The sequence below is a fragment of the Pseudomonas sp. A1230 genome (assembly GCF_044218825.1).
GTDB lineage: Bacteria > Pseudomonadota > Gammaproteobacteria > Pseudomonadales > Pseudomonadaceae > Aquipseudomonas > Aquipseudomonas iridis.
Genome location: NZ_CP162582.1, coordinates 3697040 through 3712501 on the forward strand (window position 1 = coordinate 3697040; position 15462 = coordinate 3712501).

Below are 15462 nucleotides of genomic sequence, written 5' to 3' on the forward strand. Positions count from 1 at the left end.
GCGAGCCTGCTCGCGAAAGCGCAGTGTCAGACAACCTCTTCGTTGACTGACACTTCCTCTTCGCGAGCAGGCTCACTCCCACAGGTTTCCAAGCGTTGCTGAATTATCAATCGTCGCTGATGGTGATGTTCGGCATCGCGGGTGTTGCCGCTTCCTGCAACACAATCCGCGCGCCAACGTGGCGGGCCAGTTCCTGATAGACCATGGCAATCTGGCTGTCCGGCTCGGCGATCACCGTTGGCTTGCCGCCATCGGCCTGTTCACGGATCAGCATCGACAACGGCAGCGAGGCCAATAGCTCGACGCCGTACTGCGTCGCAAGCTTCTCACCACCACCTTCACCGAACAGATGCTCGGCATGGCCGCAATTGGAGCAGATGTGCACGGCCATGTTTTCCACCACGCCCAACACCGGAATGTTGACCTTGCGGAACATTTCCACGCCTTTGCGCGCGTCGAGCAAGGCCAGATCCTGCGGTGTGGTGACGATCACAGCGCCTGCCACCGGGACTTTCTGCGCCAGGGTCAACTGAATGTCGCCGGTGCCTGGCGGCATGTCGATCACCAGATAATCGAGATCGCCCCACGCGGTTTGCGTAACCAGTTGCAGCAATGCGCCGGAGACCATCGGCCCACGCCAGACCATTGGCGTGTTGTCGTCCGTCAGGAACGCCATCGACATGACTTCGACGCCGTGGGCCTTGAGCGGCACGAACCACTTCTGATCCTTGATTTCAGGGCGAGTGCGCTCGGGAATGCCGAACATGATGCCCTGACTCGGGCCATAGATATCGGCATCGAGAATCCCGACCTTGGCGCCTTCACGGGCCAGCGCCAACGCGAGGTTGGCAGCGGTGGTCGACTTGCCGACACCGCCCTTGCCCGACGCCACGGCCACCACGTTCTTGACGTTGGCCAGCCCCGGGATCTGCGCTTGAGCCTTGTGCGCAGCGATCACCGTGTTGACCTCGACTCTGGCAATCACTACGCCGTCGAGGTTTTCGATGGCCAGTTGCAGCAATTGCGCCCAGCCGCTTTTGAACAGGCCGGCGGCGTAACCGATTTCCAGCTGCACATTGACGCGGTCACCGACGATCTCGATGTTTTTCACGCAACCGGCGCTGACCGGGTCCTGGTTCAGGTAAGGGTCGGTGTATTGGCTGAGGACGGCTTCCACCGCTGCGCGAGTGACGGCACTCATGGGCAACTCCGATAACAAGACTGGGAAAAGATGGCGAGTATCGTACCTGAATGAAACAGGTGCACAGGGTGAAAAATATGCGCCAGCGCTTTATAGTGGCCGACCTCCGTTTCATCAAGTAGCGAAGCCCCACATGTCCGAGCCACGCAAGATCCTCGTCACCAGCGCCCTGCCCTACGCCAACGGTTCGATCCACCTTGGCCACATGCTGGAATACATCCAGACCGATATGTGGGTGCGCTTCCAGAAGCATCGCGGCAATCAATGCATCTACGTCTGCGCCGACGACGCCCACGGTTCGGCGATCATGCTGCGCGCAGAAAAGGAAGGCATCACCCCGGAACAACTGATCGCCAACGTGCAGGCTGAACACAGCGCCGACTTTGCCGAGTTCCTGGTTGATTTCGACAACTTCCACTCCACTCACGCCGAAGAAAACCGTGAGCTGTCGAGCCAGATCTACCTCAAGCTGCGTGACGCAGGGCACATCGCCCAACGTTCAATCACGCAATATTTCGACCCGGAAAAGAAAATGTTCCTGGCCGACCGCTTCATCAAGGGCACCTGCCCGAAATGCGGCACTGAAGACCAGTACGGCGACAACTGCGAAAAATGCGGTGCGACCTACGCACCGACTGATCTGAAGGATCCGAAGTCGGCAATCTCTGGCGCCACCCCGGTGCTCAAGGATTCCCAGCACTTCTTCTTCAAACTGCCGGACTTCCAGGAAATGCTGCAAGGCTGGACCCGCAGCGGCACCTTGCAGGACGCCGTGGCCAACAAGATCGCCGAATGGCTGGACGCCGGCCTGCAACAGTGGGACATCTCCCGCGATGCGCCGTACTTCGGGTTCGAGATCCCGGGCGAGCCGGGCAAGTATTTCTACGTATGGCTGGATGCGCCAATCGGCTACATGGCCAGCTTCAAGAATCTGTGCGACCGCACGCCGGATCTGGACTTCGACGCGTTCTGGGCCAAGGACTCCACTGCCGAGCTGTACCACTTCATCGGCAAGGACATCGTCAACTTCCACGCCCTGTTCTGGCCAGCCATGCTCGAAGGCGCCGGTTACCGCAAACCGACCGCAATCAACGTACACGGCTACCTGACCGTCAACGGCCAGAAGATGTCCAAGTCGCGCGGCACCTTTATCAAGGCCCGCACGTACCTGGATCACCTGTCGCCGGAATACCTGCGCTACTACTACGCGGCCAAACTGGGCCGTGGCGTCGACGACCTCGACCTGAACCTCGAAGACTTCGTGCAGAAGGTCAACTCCGACCTGGTCGGCAAAGTCGTCAACATCGCCAGCCGTTGCGCCGGCTTCATTCAAAAGGGCAATGCCGGCCTGCTGGTCGACAACAATGCCGCGCCGGAGCTGACCGAGGCTTTCCTCGCCGCCGCGCCAAGCATCGCCGACGCTTATGAAGCCCGCGACTTCGCCCGTGCCATGCGCGAAACCATGGCCCTGGCCGACCGCGCCAACGCCTGGATCGCCGACAAGGCACCGTGGTCGCTGAACAAGCAGGAAGGCAAACAGGATGAAGTCCAGGCGATCTGCGCCACCGGCATCAACCTGTTCCGCCAACTGGTGATTTTCCTCAAGCCGGTGCTGCCACTGCTGGCCGCCGATGCCGAGGCGTTCCTCAACGTCGCCCCGTTGACCTGGAACGACCACACCACCCTGCTGGCCAATCATCAGCTCAACGAATTCAAGCCGTTGATGACCCGCATCGACCCGGTAAAAGTACAAGCCATGAGCGACGCCTCCAAAGAAGACCTGACCGCCAGCCAGACCGATACCGGCGTAGCCGCCCCTGCGGGCAACGGCGAGCTGGCCAAGGATCCGCTGTCGCCGGAAATCGACTTCGACGCATTCGCTGCGGTCGACCTGCGCGTTGCGCTGATCATCAAGGCAGAAGCCGTGGAAGGTGCCGATAAGCTGTTGCGCCTGACCCTGGATATCGGTGACGAGCAACGCAACGTGTTCTCCGGGATCAAGAGCGCTTATCCGGACCCATCCAAGCTCGACGGTCGCCTGACCATGATGATCGCCAACCTAAAGCCGCGGAAAATGAAGTTCGGTATTTCCGAAGGCATGGTGATGGCAGCAGGCCCTGGTGGTGAGGAAATCTACCTGCTGAGCCCGGACAGCGGCGCCAAGCCAGGTCAGCGCATCAAGTAAGACTCTGCGGCAAATCGATCCCACAGGCGTGCGCGCATGCCTGTGGGATTTTTCATATCTGGCCCACTCACCGTCGCTGCCGGATAATGCCTAACCTTATGAGACATCCGCCCGTTTTGCCGGCAGCCCCATGACCGAACTCGTGCTTACGCTTATCAGTGCCGCGCTGCTCAACAACTTCGTGTTGCACTGGCCGCTGGGCGTCGATCCGCTGTTGGCGGGCAGTCGTCGGCAGGTGCATGCGCTGGGGCTGGCGACGTTGTGCCTGATGGTCATCGTCGGCGTGGTTGGCTACACAGTCTGGCACTGGTTGCTGGTACCCCTGCAACTGCAAGCGCTGCGCATGTTCGTGTTTTTGCCATTAAGCGTGTTGCTGATCGCGCCGTTGCTGAAACTGTTGGCGCGCGGGTTGCCAAACCTGCCGTTCGAGGGTTTGTGGCCGCTGTTGCTGGGCAACGCCGGCGTGCTTGGGCTGGCGCTGATCAATGCGCAGAGCGATCAAGGCCTGCTGCACGCGACAGCAATGAGCCTCGGTGCCGGGCTGGGTTTCTGGCTGGTGCTGAGTCTGTTCAGCGATTTGCGTGAGCGTACAACCGACAACGATATTCCCCTGCCCTTTCGCGGCCTGCCGATCGACCTGATCGGCGCCGGACTGATCGCAGTGATTTTTCTCGGATTCAGTGGACTGATCAAAACATGAGTCTGATTCAACGCATCGACGCCCTTCTGCCGCAGACACAGTGCGGCAAGTGCGGGCATCCAGGATGCAAACCTTACGCACAGGGCATCGTCGACGGCGAGCCGATCAACAAATGCCCGCCGGGTGGTGATGAAACCATCGCGGCGCTGGCCGAACTGTTGAAAGTGCCGGTGCTGGAACTGGACGTCAGTCGCGGTTCGGCGCCAGCGCAAGTGGCTTACATCCGCGAAGCAGAATGCATCGGCTGCACCAAGTGCATTCAGGCCTGCCCGATTGATGCCATCGTCGGCGCGGCGAAATTGATGCACACCGTTCTGATCGACGAATGCACCGGTTGCGATCTGTGCGTGGCGCCCTGCCCGGTGGACTGCATCGAAATGCATCCCCTGCCACCGAGCACACTGCCGGTGGTCGGTGGCCTCGCGTTCAGTCTTGAAGAACAGCGCGCGCGCGCCGCCAAACGTGATCACGCCCGCCAGCGCTTTGAACGACGCAATGCCCGTCTGCAACGCGAAGAACAACACAAACAGGCTGAGCGCGAGGCGCGAGCCAAGCGCGCCGCTCAATCTGAAGTGACAACGCTCGACCCGGTGCAAGCTGCACTGGAACGCGTGCGCGCGCAAAAATCCGCAGGCGCCGACGCCGCACTGAAAAAAGCCAAGATCGATGTCGCGATGAGCCGTGCGCAACTGCATAAATCGCTGAAAGCCTTCGGCCATCCGCCGACCTTTGAACAGCAGTCGCAATTGATCGTATTGCAGCAGCAATTCGAAGTGGCTGAACAGGCTTTGGCCAAACTCGAAAGCAGCGCACCCGCCACTCCGCCAGCGCCGGCGAAAGACGCAGACCTGAAACGGGCAAAAATTCAATTGGCCATGCGCCGCGCCGAACTGAAAAAGGCCCAGACCGCCGAAGCGCCGACCGAGCAGATTGCCACGCTGGAACAGGCGTTACGTGACGCCGAGCAAGCCCTTCACGCCGCCGAAGCGGCCAGCGATCAGCCTGTGCCTGACCTGGTGCGCGTGGAAAAACGCCCGATCGACAGCCAACTTCGTCAGTTGAAAACCGAATTGGCCTACGCCCGCGCGGACCTGAACAAACTCGAACGACGCGCTGACACCCCGGCCGAAACCCTCGACAAGGCCCGCGCCCGCCTGCAGGACGCCGAGCGCCAGGTGCAAGACCATGTCGCCCCTTGAGACACCCGACGATCGCCTGCAACAGGCGATGAGACTGGTGCTGCTTGCCATGCTGCCGGGACTGCTGAGCTTTTTGTGGTTTTACGGATGGGGCGTATTGATCAATCTGATCCTTTGCGTCACCTGCGCACTGGCGGTCGAGGCAGGCGTGGCACGCCTGCGCGGGCAAGCGTTGCAGCCGCTGCTCGGTGACGGCAGCGCACTGGTCAGCGCGACTTTGCTGGCCGTCGCCCTGCCGCCCTATTGCCCTTGGTGGCTGACTATCACGGCGACCGCCGCAGGTCTGCTGTTTGGCAAACATCTGTACGGCGGCGTGGGCAAAAACCCGTTCAATCCGGCCATGCTCGGTTTTGCCTTGGTCATCGTGATGTTCCCGCAGCCAATGACCCAATGGCCGGCCCATGGCATGGCGCTGCTCGACGCCTTGCAGCAGGTATTCAATCCGGCGCAGGTCCCGGACGCCTGGGTTCAGGCCACGGCCCTGGACAGCCTGCGCATCAATAAAAGCCTGATCATCGATGAATTGTTCGCCGCCAACCCGGCCTTCGGGCGCTTCGGCGGGCGTGGCGTGGAATGGATCAATCTGGCGTTTCTCGCCGGCGGGCTGTTTCTGCTGCAACGGCGAGTATTCGGCTGGCACGCGCCCGTCGGTATGCTCGCCAGCCTGTTTTTAGTCAGCCTGCTGTGCTGGAACGGCTCGGGCTCGGACTCCCACGGTTCGCCGCTGTTTCATCTGCTGAGCGGTGCCACCATGCTCGGCGCATTTTTCATCATCACCGAACCGGTATCCGGGGCAAAAAATGCACTGGCGCGCGTGCTGTTCGGCGCCGGAGTCGGGCTGCTGACTTACCTGATCCGCACCTGGGGTGGTTACCCGGACGGCGTCGCGTTCGCGGTGCTGTTAATGAATCTCTGCGTGCCGGCACTCGAGCGTTTTGCCCTGAGCCGACAGGCACCGGTGCGCCCATGAACCGCACAAAGAGCGCACTCACGCTGCTGCTGTTGGCTTTCGTCGGCATCACGGCGACGTATCTTGTGCAACGCAGCAATGCGCCGCAGATTGCCGCCGAACAGCGTCTGCTCGACAGTCGCAAACTGCTCGACGTGCTCGCACCGGACAGCTACGACAATCAACCACTCGAACAGCCGCTGGCCCTGGCGGACGTTGCCTTGAGCCACAGCACACTCACCGGTGGCTATCGCGCGAGCAAAGCCGGGCGACCGGTCGCGGTGTTGCTGCGCAGCCGCAGCAAGGGTTATACAGGCAGCATCGAACTGCTGATTGCCATTGATGACCATGGAAAATTGCTGGGGGTAAAAACCCTCAAGCAAAATGAAACGCCCGCGCTCGGCGGACATCTGGGCGAATGGCCGAATGCATGGCTTTCGTTATTTGTCGGGAAATCGAGTGATGAGCCGACAGATGCCGGTTGGGCGCTCAAAAAGGATCAGGGGCAATTCGACCAAATGGCCGGTGCGACCATCACCTCCCGTGCAGTGGTCAACGCTGTCCATGACGCTCTGCGTTACTTTGACCAACATCGTGTGGCATTGCTGGGGAGCCCACCATGAACCGCACGGCGCACGTGGCGAATTCATTGATGCTCATGCTTTTGCTCGGGACGACGAGTTCGTTGGCTGGCGCGCTGGGCGCGATCTTGATGTTCGCAGTGGTAGTGGGCGCCTATGGCTTGTGCATGTCTTTTTTACGCTCGCGCCTGACGCCTGCGGCCACCTGGTCAGCAGCCCTGCTGCTCGCCGCGACGCTGACCAGTTGTGCCGAGGTTTTCGCGCAGCGCTGGTTTCTTCCGTGGCATCAGGCTTTTGGTCTGTATGCGGGATTGATTGCCTTGCAGTGCCTGGTACTCGAACACAACGGATTTTTCCGCCAGACACCGAGCGAGCGCCTCAAGCTAAGCGGTATGTTCAGCGCCTTGATGGTGATACTCGCCGTTGTGCGTGAACTCGCAGGCCAGGGTCGCTTGGGCCGAGGACTGCTCGAACAGTGGCAAGGTCTGGTTTTATTCAGCGAGGGCCTGCCTCTGGCAACCCTGGTTCCCGGCGCGCTGATTATGTTGGGCCTGCTGCTCGCGGCCCGTCAGGCCTGGACTCGCTCGAACTCAATTCCCAAGGAAACGCATCGCCCATGAATGCCGCAAAACGTCTTGAGATTTTCCGCCGACTGCACGAAGACAATCCCGAGCCGAAAACCGAACTGGCCTACTCCTCGCCCTTCGAATTGCTGATTGCGGTGATTCTTTCGGCGCAGTCGACCGACGTTGGCGTAAACAAGGCGACGGCCAAGCTGTACCCGGTCGCCAACACCCCGGCAGCGATCTACGCGCTGGGCGTCGACGGGCTGTCCGAATACATCAAGACCATCGGCCTCTACAACAGCAAGGCCAAAAATGTCATCGAGACGTGCCGCTTGCTGGTCGAACGCCACAACGGTGAAGTGCCGCAAACACGTGAGGAGCTCGAAGCTTTGCCCGGTGTCGGCCGAAAGACCGCCAACGTGGTGCTCAACACGGCTTTCCGTCAGCTGACCATGGCCGTAGACACGCACATCTTCCGAGTCAGCAACCGCACAGGCATAGCTCCCGGCAAAAATGTGGTCGAGGTGGAAAACAAGCTTATGAAGTTTGTACCAAAGCAATTCCTGCTCGATTCCCACCACTGGCTGATTCTTCACGGACGCTACGTGTGTCTGGCCCGCAAGCCGCGGTGCGGCAGTTGCCGAATCGAAGACTTGTGCGAATACAAACAAAAAACATCGGACGATTGATCGTTATAGAAATAAATGAGTGATCGATTGAAAAAATCTTTTTTACCCGCCGCCGGAATGTCGATATAAGGGGCGCCAACGGCAGTCTTAGGGTGGGAGTTAATCTGATGAGTACTGATAAAGAGGAACTGGAACTGGAAGTGGATGATGACCCCGCGGACGACGCCGAACCCGTGGTTGAAGTCGCCAAGACCAACCTGAGCAAACGCCGCACGATCGACAACCTGCTGGAGGAGCGCCGACTACAAAAGAAGTTGGCCGATTACGACTTTGATTTCTGATATTTGAAAGCCTCCCGAAACGGAGGCTTTTTCGCTTTTGATGGCTAGCTGAATTCGATCGGCCCATGACCCCGTCAGCGACTGAAGTATTCAGACAAGCCCGTTTCGCTGGGCCAGCTCGATCAGATCAACCAGTGAACGCGCATTGAGTTTCAGCAACAAGCGAGTCTTGTAGGTACTCACTGTCTTGTTACTCAAAAACATTCCATCGGCGATTTCCTTGTTGGTCTTACCCCGCGCCAACTGTTGCAGAACCATCATCTCGCGCCCGGAAAGGCGATCCACCATGTCTGCTTCACTGGCATTGCCCAGGCTGGTACGTACCGTGTGCAACGCCTGATTGGGAAAATAACTGTAGCCAGATAAAACAGCTTTGATCGCACTTAGCAATTCGGTCAAATCCTGCTGTTTGCATACATAACCCGCCGCCCCCGACTGCATGCACCGCATTGAAAAATGACCCGGCGCCTGGGAAGTCAATACCAGGACTTTAATAGGCATTGCGACCGACGTCAGTCGTGCAATTACTTCCAGACCATCAAGTTTCGGTATTCCAATATCCAGAATGACAATATCCGGCATTTGTTCGCGAGCCAGTTGTAATGCATCCACGCCGTTATCCGTTTCTGCAATGACTTCGTAGCCATGACGTTCCATCAGCATACGTACCGCAAGACGAATGACGGGGTGGTCATCCACGATCAGCACTTTATTCATGGGCAAGTCCAGTTTCGCTGTTCGAATTTTTAGAACACGCACAATAGCCCAGCCATTTGCTCTATGGCATGTCAGGTCTCTCATGCACTTGCATCGAGAGACGTCCCCTACAGCCATCGAGGAATATTCCTACAAAAAACCCGTATCACTATAAACATCCGACAAAAAAACTCTTTCACCAGTCTGCAAAACTTTCGATTTTCACTTGTAACAGTGCGCGACCAATATCTGCCGAAGAACAGCCTCGAAAGCCGTTTTCATGACAGCCAATCGGTAGCACGGTGCGAAATGCCTGCATAACATCTGAAATATTGCGCAATTCAGAAACATCAAGCAATGACGGCAATCTCCTACAAACCTCTTGTACAAGTCAGAAAACCATAAACACTTGAAACAAGATATTTATATTCAAACAAATACTTTTGCTATACATAGAAAACACCAAACCCCAACTTACCCACAAACTAAAACATACAACCCATTCATGACGCACCACCTCAACAGGAGAGCAAGAGCATGTTAAAAATCAGAAAGAGAATTACTAATCCGATGACGGTTATCGCCATATTTGCCGCAATTTCGGAAGGCTCCGCCGCGGTATCTTTGCCATTTCTTGACAACGAAGATCGAGAGATTTACGTCTGGTTTCTTATTAGCTTCCCATTTTACTTGTTATTTCTTTTCTTCATCACTTTGAACTTCAATCACCGCACGCTTTATTCACCCTCAGATTTCGGCAAGGACAAAAGCTTTTTAAAAGTCATCGACAATGATGACCGCGACAGCAAACGGAACCCGCCGCCGCATGAGCCCGATACACAGGCGACTTTCGGGATATCAAGTCATATCGTCCCCAGCGAAGCCTCTACTGCAGGGCGCAGGGACTCGTGCAAAGTCCATAATGCATCCGACCCGCCGTCTGGCATCAGCGCGAAGCCGACCCTGAAGGTTCAATACAGCCTTCAGCTGTCCGCACCTTTCAGCAACCTGCACATCATTGATGCACGAGATATTGATGCGTCGAGAGAACTCGCCACAATTCTGGAAAGAATCCGACGAGCCGACAGGAAAACGGTGCGGGTCATCATATTTCTTTCCAACCATGTGTCGGACGTTTCACTGACGAAAAGAGCGCTACTGCGGATCAGGCATGCGAAGAAAGGCTCAGGCACAACACTCTGTATTATTTACAATCTGTGTTCACAGACGGTCACACTGTTGGGAAGAGCTTGAAGATTGCGGCATTGCACCGCATGCAAATGGACAAGGAACATTGCAACGAAGTGTTGGACAAAAGAATTCTGTAAAAAAAGGGCGGCCCGTCTGGAAGACGGGGCCGCCCTTTTATTGCGCGTCAGTCTGAAAAATCAGAACAACTTGCGGCCCTTGTTGGCAGCAATGCGCATGCGCAGCGCGTTGAGCTTGATGAAGCCCGCCGCGTCGGCCTGGTTGTAAGCACCGCCATCCTCTTCGAAGGTCGCGATGTTGGCATCGAACAGCGAATCGTCGGACTTGCGGCCCGTCACGATCACGTTGCCTTTGTACAACTTCAGGCGAACCACACCATTCACGCTGGTCTGGGAAGCGTCGATCATCTGTTGCAGCATCAGACGCTCAGGGCTCCACCAGTAACCGGTGTAGATCAGGCTGGCGTACTTTGGCATCAGCTCGTCTTTCAGGTGAGCGACTTCGCGGTCCAGGGTGATCGATTCAATGGCGCGGTGAGCACGCAGCATGATCGTACCGCCCGGAGTCTCGTAGCAACCGCGGGACTTCATGCCGACATAACGGTTTTCGACGATGTCGAGACGGCCGATACCGTGAGCACCACCGATCTTGTTCAGCGTCGCCAGCACGGTGGCCGGGGTCATTTCGACGCCGTCCAGCGCAACGATGTCGCCGTTACGGTAGGTCAGTTCCAGGTACTGCGGGGTGTCGGGAGCCTTCTCCGGGGAGACGGTCCAACGCCACATGTCCTCTTCGTGCTCGGTCCAGGTGTCTTCCAGCACGCCGCCTTCATAGGAGATGTGCAGCAGGTTGGCGTCCATCGAGTACGGGGATTTCTTTTTGCCGTGGCGCTCGATCGGGATCGCGTGCTTCTCGGCGTAGTCCATCAGCTTCTCGCGGGACAGCAGGTCCCACTCACGCCACGGCGCGATCACTTTCACGCCTGGTTTGAGCGCGTACGCACCCAGTTCGAAACGCACCTGATCGTTGCCCTTGCCGGTGGCGCCATGGGAAATGGCGTCAGCGCCGGTTTCGTTGGCGATTTCGATCAGGCGCTTGGCGATCAGTGGACGTGCGATGGAAGTACCCAGCAGGTACTCGCCCTCGTAAACGGTGTTGGCGCGGAACATCGGGAACACGAAGTCACGCACGAATTCTTCGCGCAGATCGTCGATGTAGATTTCTTTGACGCCCATGGCCTGAGCCTTGGCGCGGGCCGGCTCGACCTCTTCGCCTTGACCGAGATCAGCGGTGAAGGTCACCACTTCACAGTTATAAGTATCCTGCAGCCACTTGAGGATCACCGAAGTGTCCAGGCCGCCGGAATACGCCAGAACGACCTTGTTTACGTCCGCCATGCCATCACTCCACGGGGTTCTACGGAAAGCCGAGGAGTCTACCGCCCAAACGCGATAATTTACAGAGGCGCGACAGCTTAAGACGACAAAGCGACAGAATCTGTCGAAGGCGCGACGATGACCGGCGGGTCAGGAAGTTGCCGCAGCGTTCGCTGGCGTGCTGGCAGTGGGTGCAGGTGCGGTCGTCGGGGCTACTCGCGCAAGGTGCACGTTGACCCGACGGTTCTTCGCGCGGTTGCTCGCATTGGTGTTAGGAACCAATGGGTAGCGCTCACCATGGAAACGCACGGTGATCTGCGATTCCTGAATGCCGTTCGCCTTGAAGAAATCAACCACGGCCAAGGCCCGACGACGGGACAGTTCGCGATTGGTCAGACGATTGCCGCTGTTGTCCGAGTGGCCATCGAGTTCGATGTGATTAACCGTCGGATCAGCCTTCATGTACTCGAGCATCACTTGCAGCTTGGCCTTGGCAGCGGCATCGAGCTCGATACCTTCGCCGGGGAAGCCGATCTGCGATTGTTTAACCTGTTCGAAATTCTGCGGCAGCAATTTCGCCACACAGCCCTGGTAATCGTTGAAGGCCTTGTTGAACCTGACCGGCAACAAACGCACTTCCGAGACCCGACCATCGCCCGAGGCGCGACGGACAACAGGACTGCGCCCATCCATCAGACCACTGATCAAGCCGCCGGCCTGAGACTGCGAGCTGTTGAACAGGACGTTGCCGCTGCCCAGTCTTACGGTGCCCAGGTTGATGTCGCCGCGCCCCGGCTGCCACGGTGCTGCGGCGGCGAGCAACGTCGCCGAACCGCCGCCGAGCATGGCGTTGTAGGCATTCAGACGGAAGATCGCCTGTTCGCCGGCCTTGCGCACGAACTCACCCGAGCCGAAATCCGTGATCGGTTGTGTCAGACGGCACTCGAACTTGTCGCCGGCGACCGTCCACTCAATGTTCTCCAGGCGAGTCTGGTACGTAAGCGCCATCGCAGGAAAACTGGCAAACACACTGAGCAAGGCTAAATATCGCTGGCGCACGGGAGGCTCCATTGGCTTCTGAAACACAAAGACCGATTCACACTACGTTTACGGCATACCTACGGGATATCGGAAGGTTCCCGCAAAACTTGATAGCGAGTGCCTGCAAGAGTCTTTTCCGGTAGCATTCGCCTCAGTTTGACCCGCCTGGAATCCCCTCATGTCCGACCGCCTGACCCTGCTGCGTCCCGACGACTGGCATATTCATCTTCGCGATGGTGCCGTGTTGACCAATACCGTTGCCGATGTTGCGCGCACGTTTGGTCGCGCCATCATCATGCCCAACCTGGTACCACCGGTGCGCAACGCCGCTGAAGCCGACGGCTATCGCCAGCGGATTCTCGCTGCCCGCCCGGCCGGCAGTCGCTTTGAGCCGTTGATGGTGCTGTACCTTACCGACCGCACCCAGCCCGAAGAAATTCGCGAGGCCAAGGCCAGCGGTTTCGTGCACGCCGCCAAGCTGTACCCGGCCGGCGCCACCACCAATTCGGATTCTGGCGTCACCAGCATCGACAAGATCTTCCCGGCAATCGAGGCCATGGCCGAAGTCGGGATGCCGTTGTTGATTCACGGCGAAGTCACCCGTGGCGATGTCGACGTGTTCGACCGCGAAAAGATCTTCATCGATGAGCACATGCGTCGCGTGGTCGAGCGTTTCCCGACGCTCAAGGTTGTTTTCGAACACATCACCACCGCCGATGCCGTGCAGTTCGTCAACGAGGCCCCGGCCAACGTTGGCGCGACCATCACCGCGCATCACCTGCTGTACAACCGCAACCACATGCTGGTGGGCGGGATTCGGCCGCACTTCTACTGCCTGCCGATCCTCAAGCGCAACACCCATCAGGAAGCCCTTCTCGATGCCGCCACCAGCGGCAGCGCGAAGTTCTTCCTCGGCACCGACTCGGCGCCGCACGCCCAGCACGCCAAGGAAGCCGCTTGCGGCTGTGCTGGCTGCTACACCGCGTACGCCGCCATCGAGATGTATGCCGAAGCGTTTGAGCAACGCAATGCGCTGGACAAGCTCGAAGCGTTCGCCAGCCTCAATGGCCCGCGCTTCTATGGCCTGCCGGTGAACACCGATCGCATCACCCTGGTTCGTGACGAATGGACCGCCCCAACCAGCCTGCCCTTTGGCGAGCTGACCGTTATCCCGCTGCGCGCCGGTGAAAAACTGCGCTGGCGCCTGCTGGAGGAACACGCGTGAGTGAAGACCATTTCGACGACGAACTGGACGGTCAAAGTGGCGGCGGCGGTTCCCGTCACCCAATGGCAGCACGCTTTCGCGGCTACCTGCCGGTTGTTGTCGACGTAGAAACCGGTGGCTTCAATTCGGCCACCGATGCGTTGCTGGAGATTGCCGCGACTACTATCGCCATGGATGAAAAGGGTTTCGTTTATCCGGATCACACCTACTTCTTCCGTGTCGAGCCGTTCGAAGGCGCCAACATTGAAGCAGCAGCACTGGAGTTCACCGGCATCAAGCTGGACCACCCGCTGCGCATGGCTGTCAGCGAAGAGACGGCACTGACCGACATCTTCCGTGGCATTCGCAAGGCGCTGAAGGCCAACGGCTGCAAGCGCGCGATTCTGGTCGGCCACAACAGCAGCTTCGACCTTGGCTTCCTCAATGCCGCCGTTGCGCGACTGGACATGAAGCGCAATCCGTTCCACCCGTTCTCCAGTTTTGACACGGCGACGCTGGCCGGTCTGGCTTACGGCCAAACCGTACTGGCGAAAGCCTGTCAGGCGGCCGACATCGATTTCGACGGTCGTGAGGCGCACTCCGCGCGTTACGACACCGAGAAAACCGCCGAGCTGTTCTGTGGCATCGTCAATCGCTGGAAACAGATGGGCGGCTGGGAAGACTTCAACGACTGATCCTGGTCGGTTTTCTCCCGCGCGAAAAAAACCGGCCACGTGGGCCGGTTTTTTTTACCGCAACGTTGCGCCTTACAGGGCAGCAGCGTTCTCGGTCAGGTAAGCCGCAACGCCTTCTGGCGAAGCGTTCATGCCTTTGTCGCCTTTTTTCCAGTTGGCAGGGCAGACTTCGCCGTGCTCTTCGTGGAATTGCAGAGCATCGACCAGACGGATCAGCTCTTCCATGTTACGGCCCAGTGGCAGGTCGTTGATGATCTGCGAGCGGACAACGCCTTTGTCGTCGATCAGGAAGGCGCCACGGAAAGCCACGCCGCCTTCGGATTCAACGTCGTAAGCCTTGGCGATGTCGTGCTTCATGTCGGCAGCCATGGTGTATTTCACCTGGCCGATGCCGCCATTGTTCACTGGGGTGTTGCGCCATGCGTTGTGGGTGAAGTGCGAGTCGATCGACACAGCGATCACTTCAACGTTGCGTGCCTTGAAGTCAGCCATGCGGTTGTCCAGAGCGATCAGCTCGGACGGGCAGACGAAGGTGAAGTCCAGTGGGTAGAAGAACACCAGGCCGTATTTGCCTTTGATGGCCGAGGACAGGGTGAAGCTGTCAACGATCTCGCCATTGCCGAGTACGGCCGGGACGGTGAAGTCTGGGGCTTGTTTGCCTACGAGTACGCTCATTGATATCTCCTGGTGTAGAAACTTGAAGTTCAGGGTCCGGGCCAGCCTGCCACCCTCAGGCGACAGCCCTGTGACACGAACCCCCTTCGCAAGGGCCGACCATCATACACTGCGTTTTTCGCCTGTCCTTAACGGTTTTTCGCAGTTGCCGATCACAGGGCTGCATTTACGGGGCCAGGCAGATCGCCAGTAATCACCGTTCGTCAGTCATGGGC

At 58.3% G+C, this 15462-nt stretch carries 17 protein-coding genes; 11 read left to right on the forward strand and 6 right to left on the reverse strand.

The window, feature by feature from the left end:
* Positions 1-106: 106 nt before the first annotated feature.
* Entirely contained in the window at positions 107-1201 is a 1095-nt protein-coding gene (apbC, locus tag AB4P97_RS17315) for an iron-sulfur cluster carrier protein ApbC (protein ID WP_042560723.1), read from the reverse strand.
* A gap of 133 nt (positions 1202-1334) precedes the next feature.
* Between apbC and metG the strand changes: the two genes are divergently transcribed.
* The 8 genes from metG (at position 1335) to AB4P97_RS17355 (ending at position 8351) form a co-directional block, all read left to right on the forward strand.
* The gene (metG, locus tag AB4P97_RS17320) at positions 1335-3386 is read left to right on the forward strand and encodes a methionine--tRNA ligase (RefSeq protein WP_042560724.1); all 2052 of its coding nucleotides are present in this window, start codon (positions 1335-1337) and stop codon (positions 3384-3386) included.
* A gap of 130 nt (positions 3387-3516) precedes the next feature.
* Positions 3517-4086, forward strand: coding sequence for an electron transport complex protein RnfA (locus tag AB4P97_RS17325; protein ID WP_042560725.1), 570 nt, complete (start codon positions 3517-3519; stop codon positions 4084-4086).
* A complete protein-coding gene (gene rsxB, locus AB4P97_RS17330; RefSeq protein WP_395601398.1) occupies positions 4083-5285 on the forward strand; it encodes an electron transport complex subunit RsxB in 1203 nt (400 codons plus the stop codon). The genes AB4P97_RS17325 and rsxB overlap by 4 nt, the downstream gene beginning before the upstream one ends.
* Complete coding sequence (locus AB4P97_RS17335; protein ID WP_395601399.1) at positions 5272-6255, forward strand: RnfABCDGE type electron transport complex subunit D; 984 nt, start codon at positions 5272-5274, stop codon at positions 6253-6255. Before rsxB ends, AB4P97_RS17335 begins: the two co-directional genes overlap by 14 nt.
* Positions 6252-6857, forward strand: coding sequence for an RnfABCDGE type electron transport complex subunit G (locus AB4P97_RS17340; RefSeq protein ID WP_395601400.1), 606 nt, complete (start codon positions 6252-6254; stop codon positions 6855-6857). The genes AB4P97_RS17335 and AB4P97_RS17340 overlap by 4 nt, the downstream gene beginning before the upstream one ends.
* The gene (locus tag AB4P97_RS17345; RefSeq protein ID WP_395598167.1) at positions 6854-7435 is read left to right on the forward strand and encodes an Rnf-Nqr domain containing protein; all 582 of its coding nucleotides are present in this window, start codon (positions 6854-6856) and stop codon (positions 7433-7435) included. Before AB4P97_RS17340 ends, AB4P97_RS17345 begins: the two co-directional genes overlap by 4 nt.
* Positions 7432-8070, forward strand: a complete 639-nt coding sequence (nth, locus tag AB4P97_RS17350) for an endonuclease III (protein ID WP_042560731.1) — start codon at positions 7432-7434, stop codon at positions 8068-8070. Before AB4P97_RS17345 ends, nth begins: the two co-directional genes overlap by 4 nt.
* A 107-nt stretch (positions 8071-8177) precedes the next feature.
* Positions 8178-8351, forward strand: a complete 174-nt coding sequence (locus AB4P97_RS17355; RefSeq protein WP_042560732.1) for a PA3496 family putative envelope integrity protein — start codon at positions 8178-8180, stop codon at positions 8349-8351.
* Positions 8352-8441: 90 nt separating this feature from the next.
* On the opposite strand, the gene AB4P97_RS17360 is transcribed toward AB4P97_RS17355, so the two are convergent.
* Both AB4P97_RS17360 and AB4P97_RS17365 read right to left on the reverse strand, forming a co-directional pair.
* Positions 8442-9068: a response regulator transcription factor gene (locus AB4P97_RS17360; protein ID WP_042560733.1), complete on the reverse strand. Its 627-nt coding sequence runs from the start codon at positions 9066-9068 to the stop codon at positions 8442-8444.
* 175 nt (positions 9069-9243) lie between these two features.
* Positions 9244-9405 carry a hypothetical protein gene (locus AB4P97_RS17365; protein WP_155401154.1) on the reverse strand — a complete coding sequence of 54 codons (162 nt, stop codon included), beginning with the start codon at positions 9403-9405 and terminating at the stop codon, positions 9244-9246.
* Between the two features lie 179 nt (positions 9406-9584).
* Here AB4P97_RS17365 and AB4P97_RS17370 point away from each other — a divergent pair, with 179 nt between their 5' ends.
* Complete coding sequence (locus AB4P97_RS17370; protein ID WP_042560734.1) at positions 9585-10301, forward strand: hypothetical protein; 717 nt, start codon at positions 9585-9587, stop codon at positions 10299-10301.
* A 134-nt stretch (positions 10302-10435) separates the two neighbouring features.
* On the opposite strand, the gene AB4P97_RS17375 is transcribed toward AB4P97_RS17370, so the two are convergent.
* Both AB4P97_RS17375 and AB4P97_RS17380 read right to left on the reverse strand, forming a co-directional pair.
* Positions 10436-11653 carry an argininosuccinate synthase gene (locus AB4P97_RS17375; RefSeq protein WP_042560735.1) on the reverse strand — a complete coding sequence of 406 codons (1218 nt, stop codon included), beginning with the start codon at positions 11651-11653 and terminating at the stop codon, positions 10436-10438.
* Positions 11654-11782: 129 nt separating this feature from the next.
* Positions 11783-12691 carry an OmpA family protein gene (locus AB4P97_RS17380; RefSeq protein ID WP_042560736.1) on the reverse strand — a complete coding sequence of 303 codons (909 nt, stop codon included), beginning with the start codon at positions 12689-12691 and terminating at the stop codon, positions 11783-11785.
* A 160-nt stretch (positions 12692-12851) separates the two neighbouring features.
* Here AB4P97_RS17380 and pyrC point away from each other — a divergent pair, with 160 nt between their 5' ends.
* Positions 12852-13898, forward strand: a complete 1047-nt coding sequence (pyrC, locus tag AB4P97_RS17385; RefSeq protein ID WP_042560737.1) for a dihydroorotase — start codon at positions 12852-12854, stop codon at positions 13896-13898.
* Positions 13895-14572: a ribonuclease T gene (gene rnt, locus AB4P97_RS17390; protein WP_042560738.1), complete on the forward strand. Its 678-nt coding sequence runs from the start codon at positions 13895-13897 to the stop codon at positions 14570-14572. The genes pyrC and rnt overlap by 4 nt, the downstream gene beginning before the upstream one ends.
* A gap of 72 nt (positions 14573-14644) precedes the next feature.
* Here the strand turns inward: rnt and AB4P97_RS17395 are convergent, their stop codons facing one another.
* Positions 14645-15247 (reverse strand): peroxiredoxin, encoded by a 603-nt coding sequence (locus AB4P97_RS17395; protein ID WP_003227723.1) that lies wholly within the window; start codon positions 15245-15247, stop codon positions 14645-14647.
* Positions 15248-15462 lie beyond the last annotated feature (215 nt).

Excerpts from the sequence above, each read along its gene's own strand:
- AB4P97_RS17340 (WP_395601400.1), top strand. The coding sequence starts at position 6,252 with ATGAACCGCACAAAGAGCGCACTCACGCTGCTGCTGTTGGCTTTCGTC.
- nth (WP_042560731.1), top strand. The coding sequence starts at position 7,432 with ATGAATGCCGCAAAACGTCTTGAGATTTTCCGCCGACTGCACGAAGAC.
- AB4P97_RS17345 (WP_395598167.1), top strand. The coding sequence starts at position 6,854 with ATGAACCGCACGGCGCACGTGGCGAATTCATTGATGCTCATGCTTTTG.
- apbC (WP_042560723.1), bottom strand. The coding sequence starts at position 1,201 with ATGAGTGCCGTCACTCGCGCAGCGGTGGAAGCCGTCCTCAGCCAATAC.
- AB4P97_RS17360 (WP_042560733.1), bottom strand. The coding sequence starts at position 9,068 with ATGAATAAAGTGCTGATCGTGGATGACCACCCCGTCATTCGTCTTGCG.
- AB4P97_RS17325 (WP_042560725.1), top strand. The coding sequence starts at position 3,517 with ATGACCGAACTCGTGCTTACGCTTATCAGTGCCGCGCTGCTCAACAAC.
- AB4P97_RS17370 (WP_042560734.1), top strand. The coding sequence starts at position 9,585 with ATGTTAAAAATCAGAAAGAGAATTACTAATCCGATGACGGTTATCGCC.
- AB4P97_RS17335 (WP_395601399.1), top strand. The coding sequence starts at position 5,272 with ATGTCGCCCCTTGAGACACCCGACGATCGCCTGCAACAGGCGATGAGA.
- AB4P97_RS17395 (WP_003227723.1), bottom strand. The coding sequence starts at position 15,247 with ATGAGCGTACTCGTAGGCAAACAAGCCCCAGACTTCACCGTCCCGGCC.
- metG (WP_042560724.1), top strand. The coding sequence starts at position 1,335 with ATGTCCGAGCCACGCAAGATCCTCGTCACCAGCGCCCTGCCCTACGCC.
- AB4P97_RS17375 (WP_042560735.1), bottom strand. The coding sequence starts at position 11,653 with ATGGCGGACGTAAACAAGGTCGTTCTGGCGTATTCCGGCGGCCTGGAC.
- rsxB (WP_395601398.1), top strand. The coding sequence starts at position 4,083 with ATGAGTCTGATTCAACGCATCGACGCCCTTCTGCCGCAGACACAGTGC.
- pyrC (WP_042560737.1), top strand. The coding sequence starts at position 12,852 with ATGTCCGACCGCCTGACCCTGCTGCGTCCCGACGACTGGCATATTCAT.
- AB4P97_RS17355 (WP_042560732.1), top strand. The coding sequence starts at position 8,178 with ATGAGTACTGATAAAGAGGAACTGGAACTGGAAGTGGATGATGACCCC.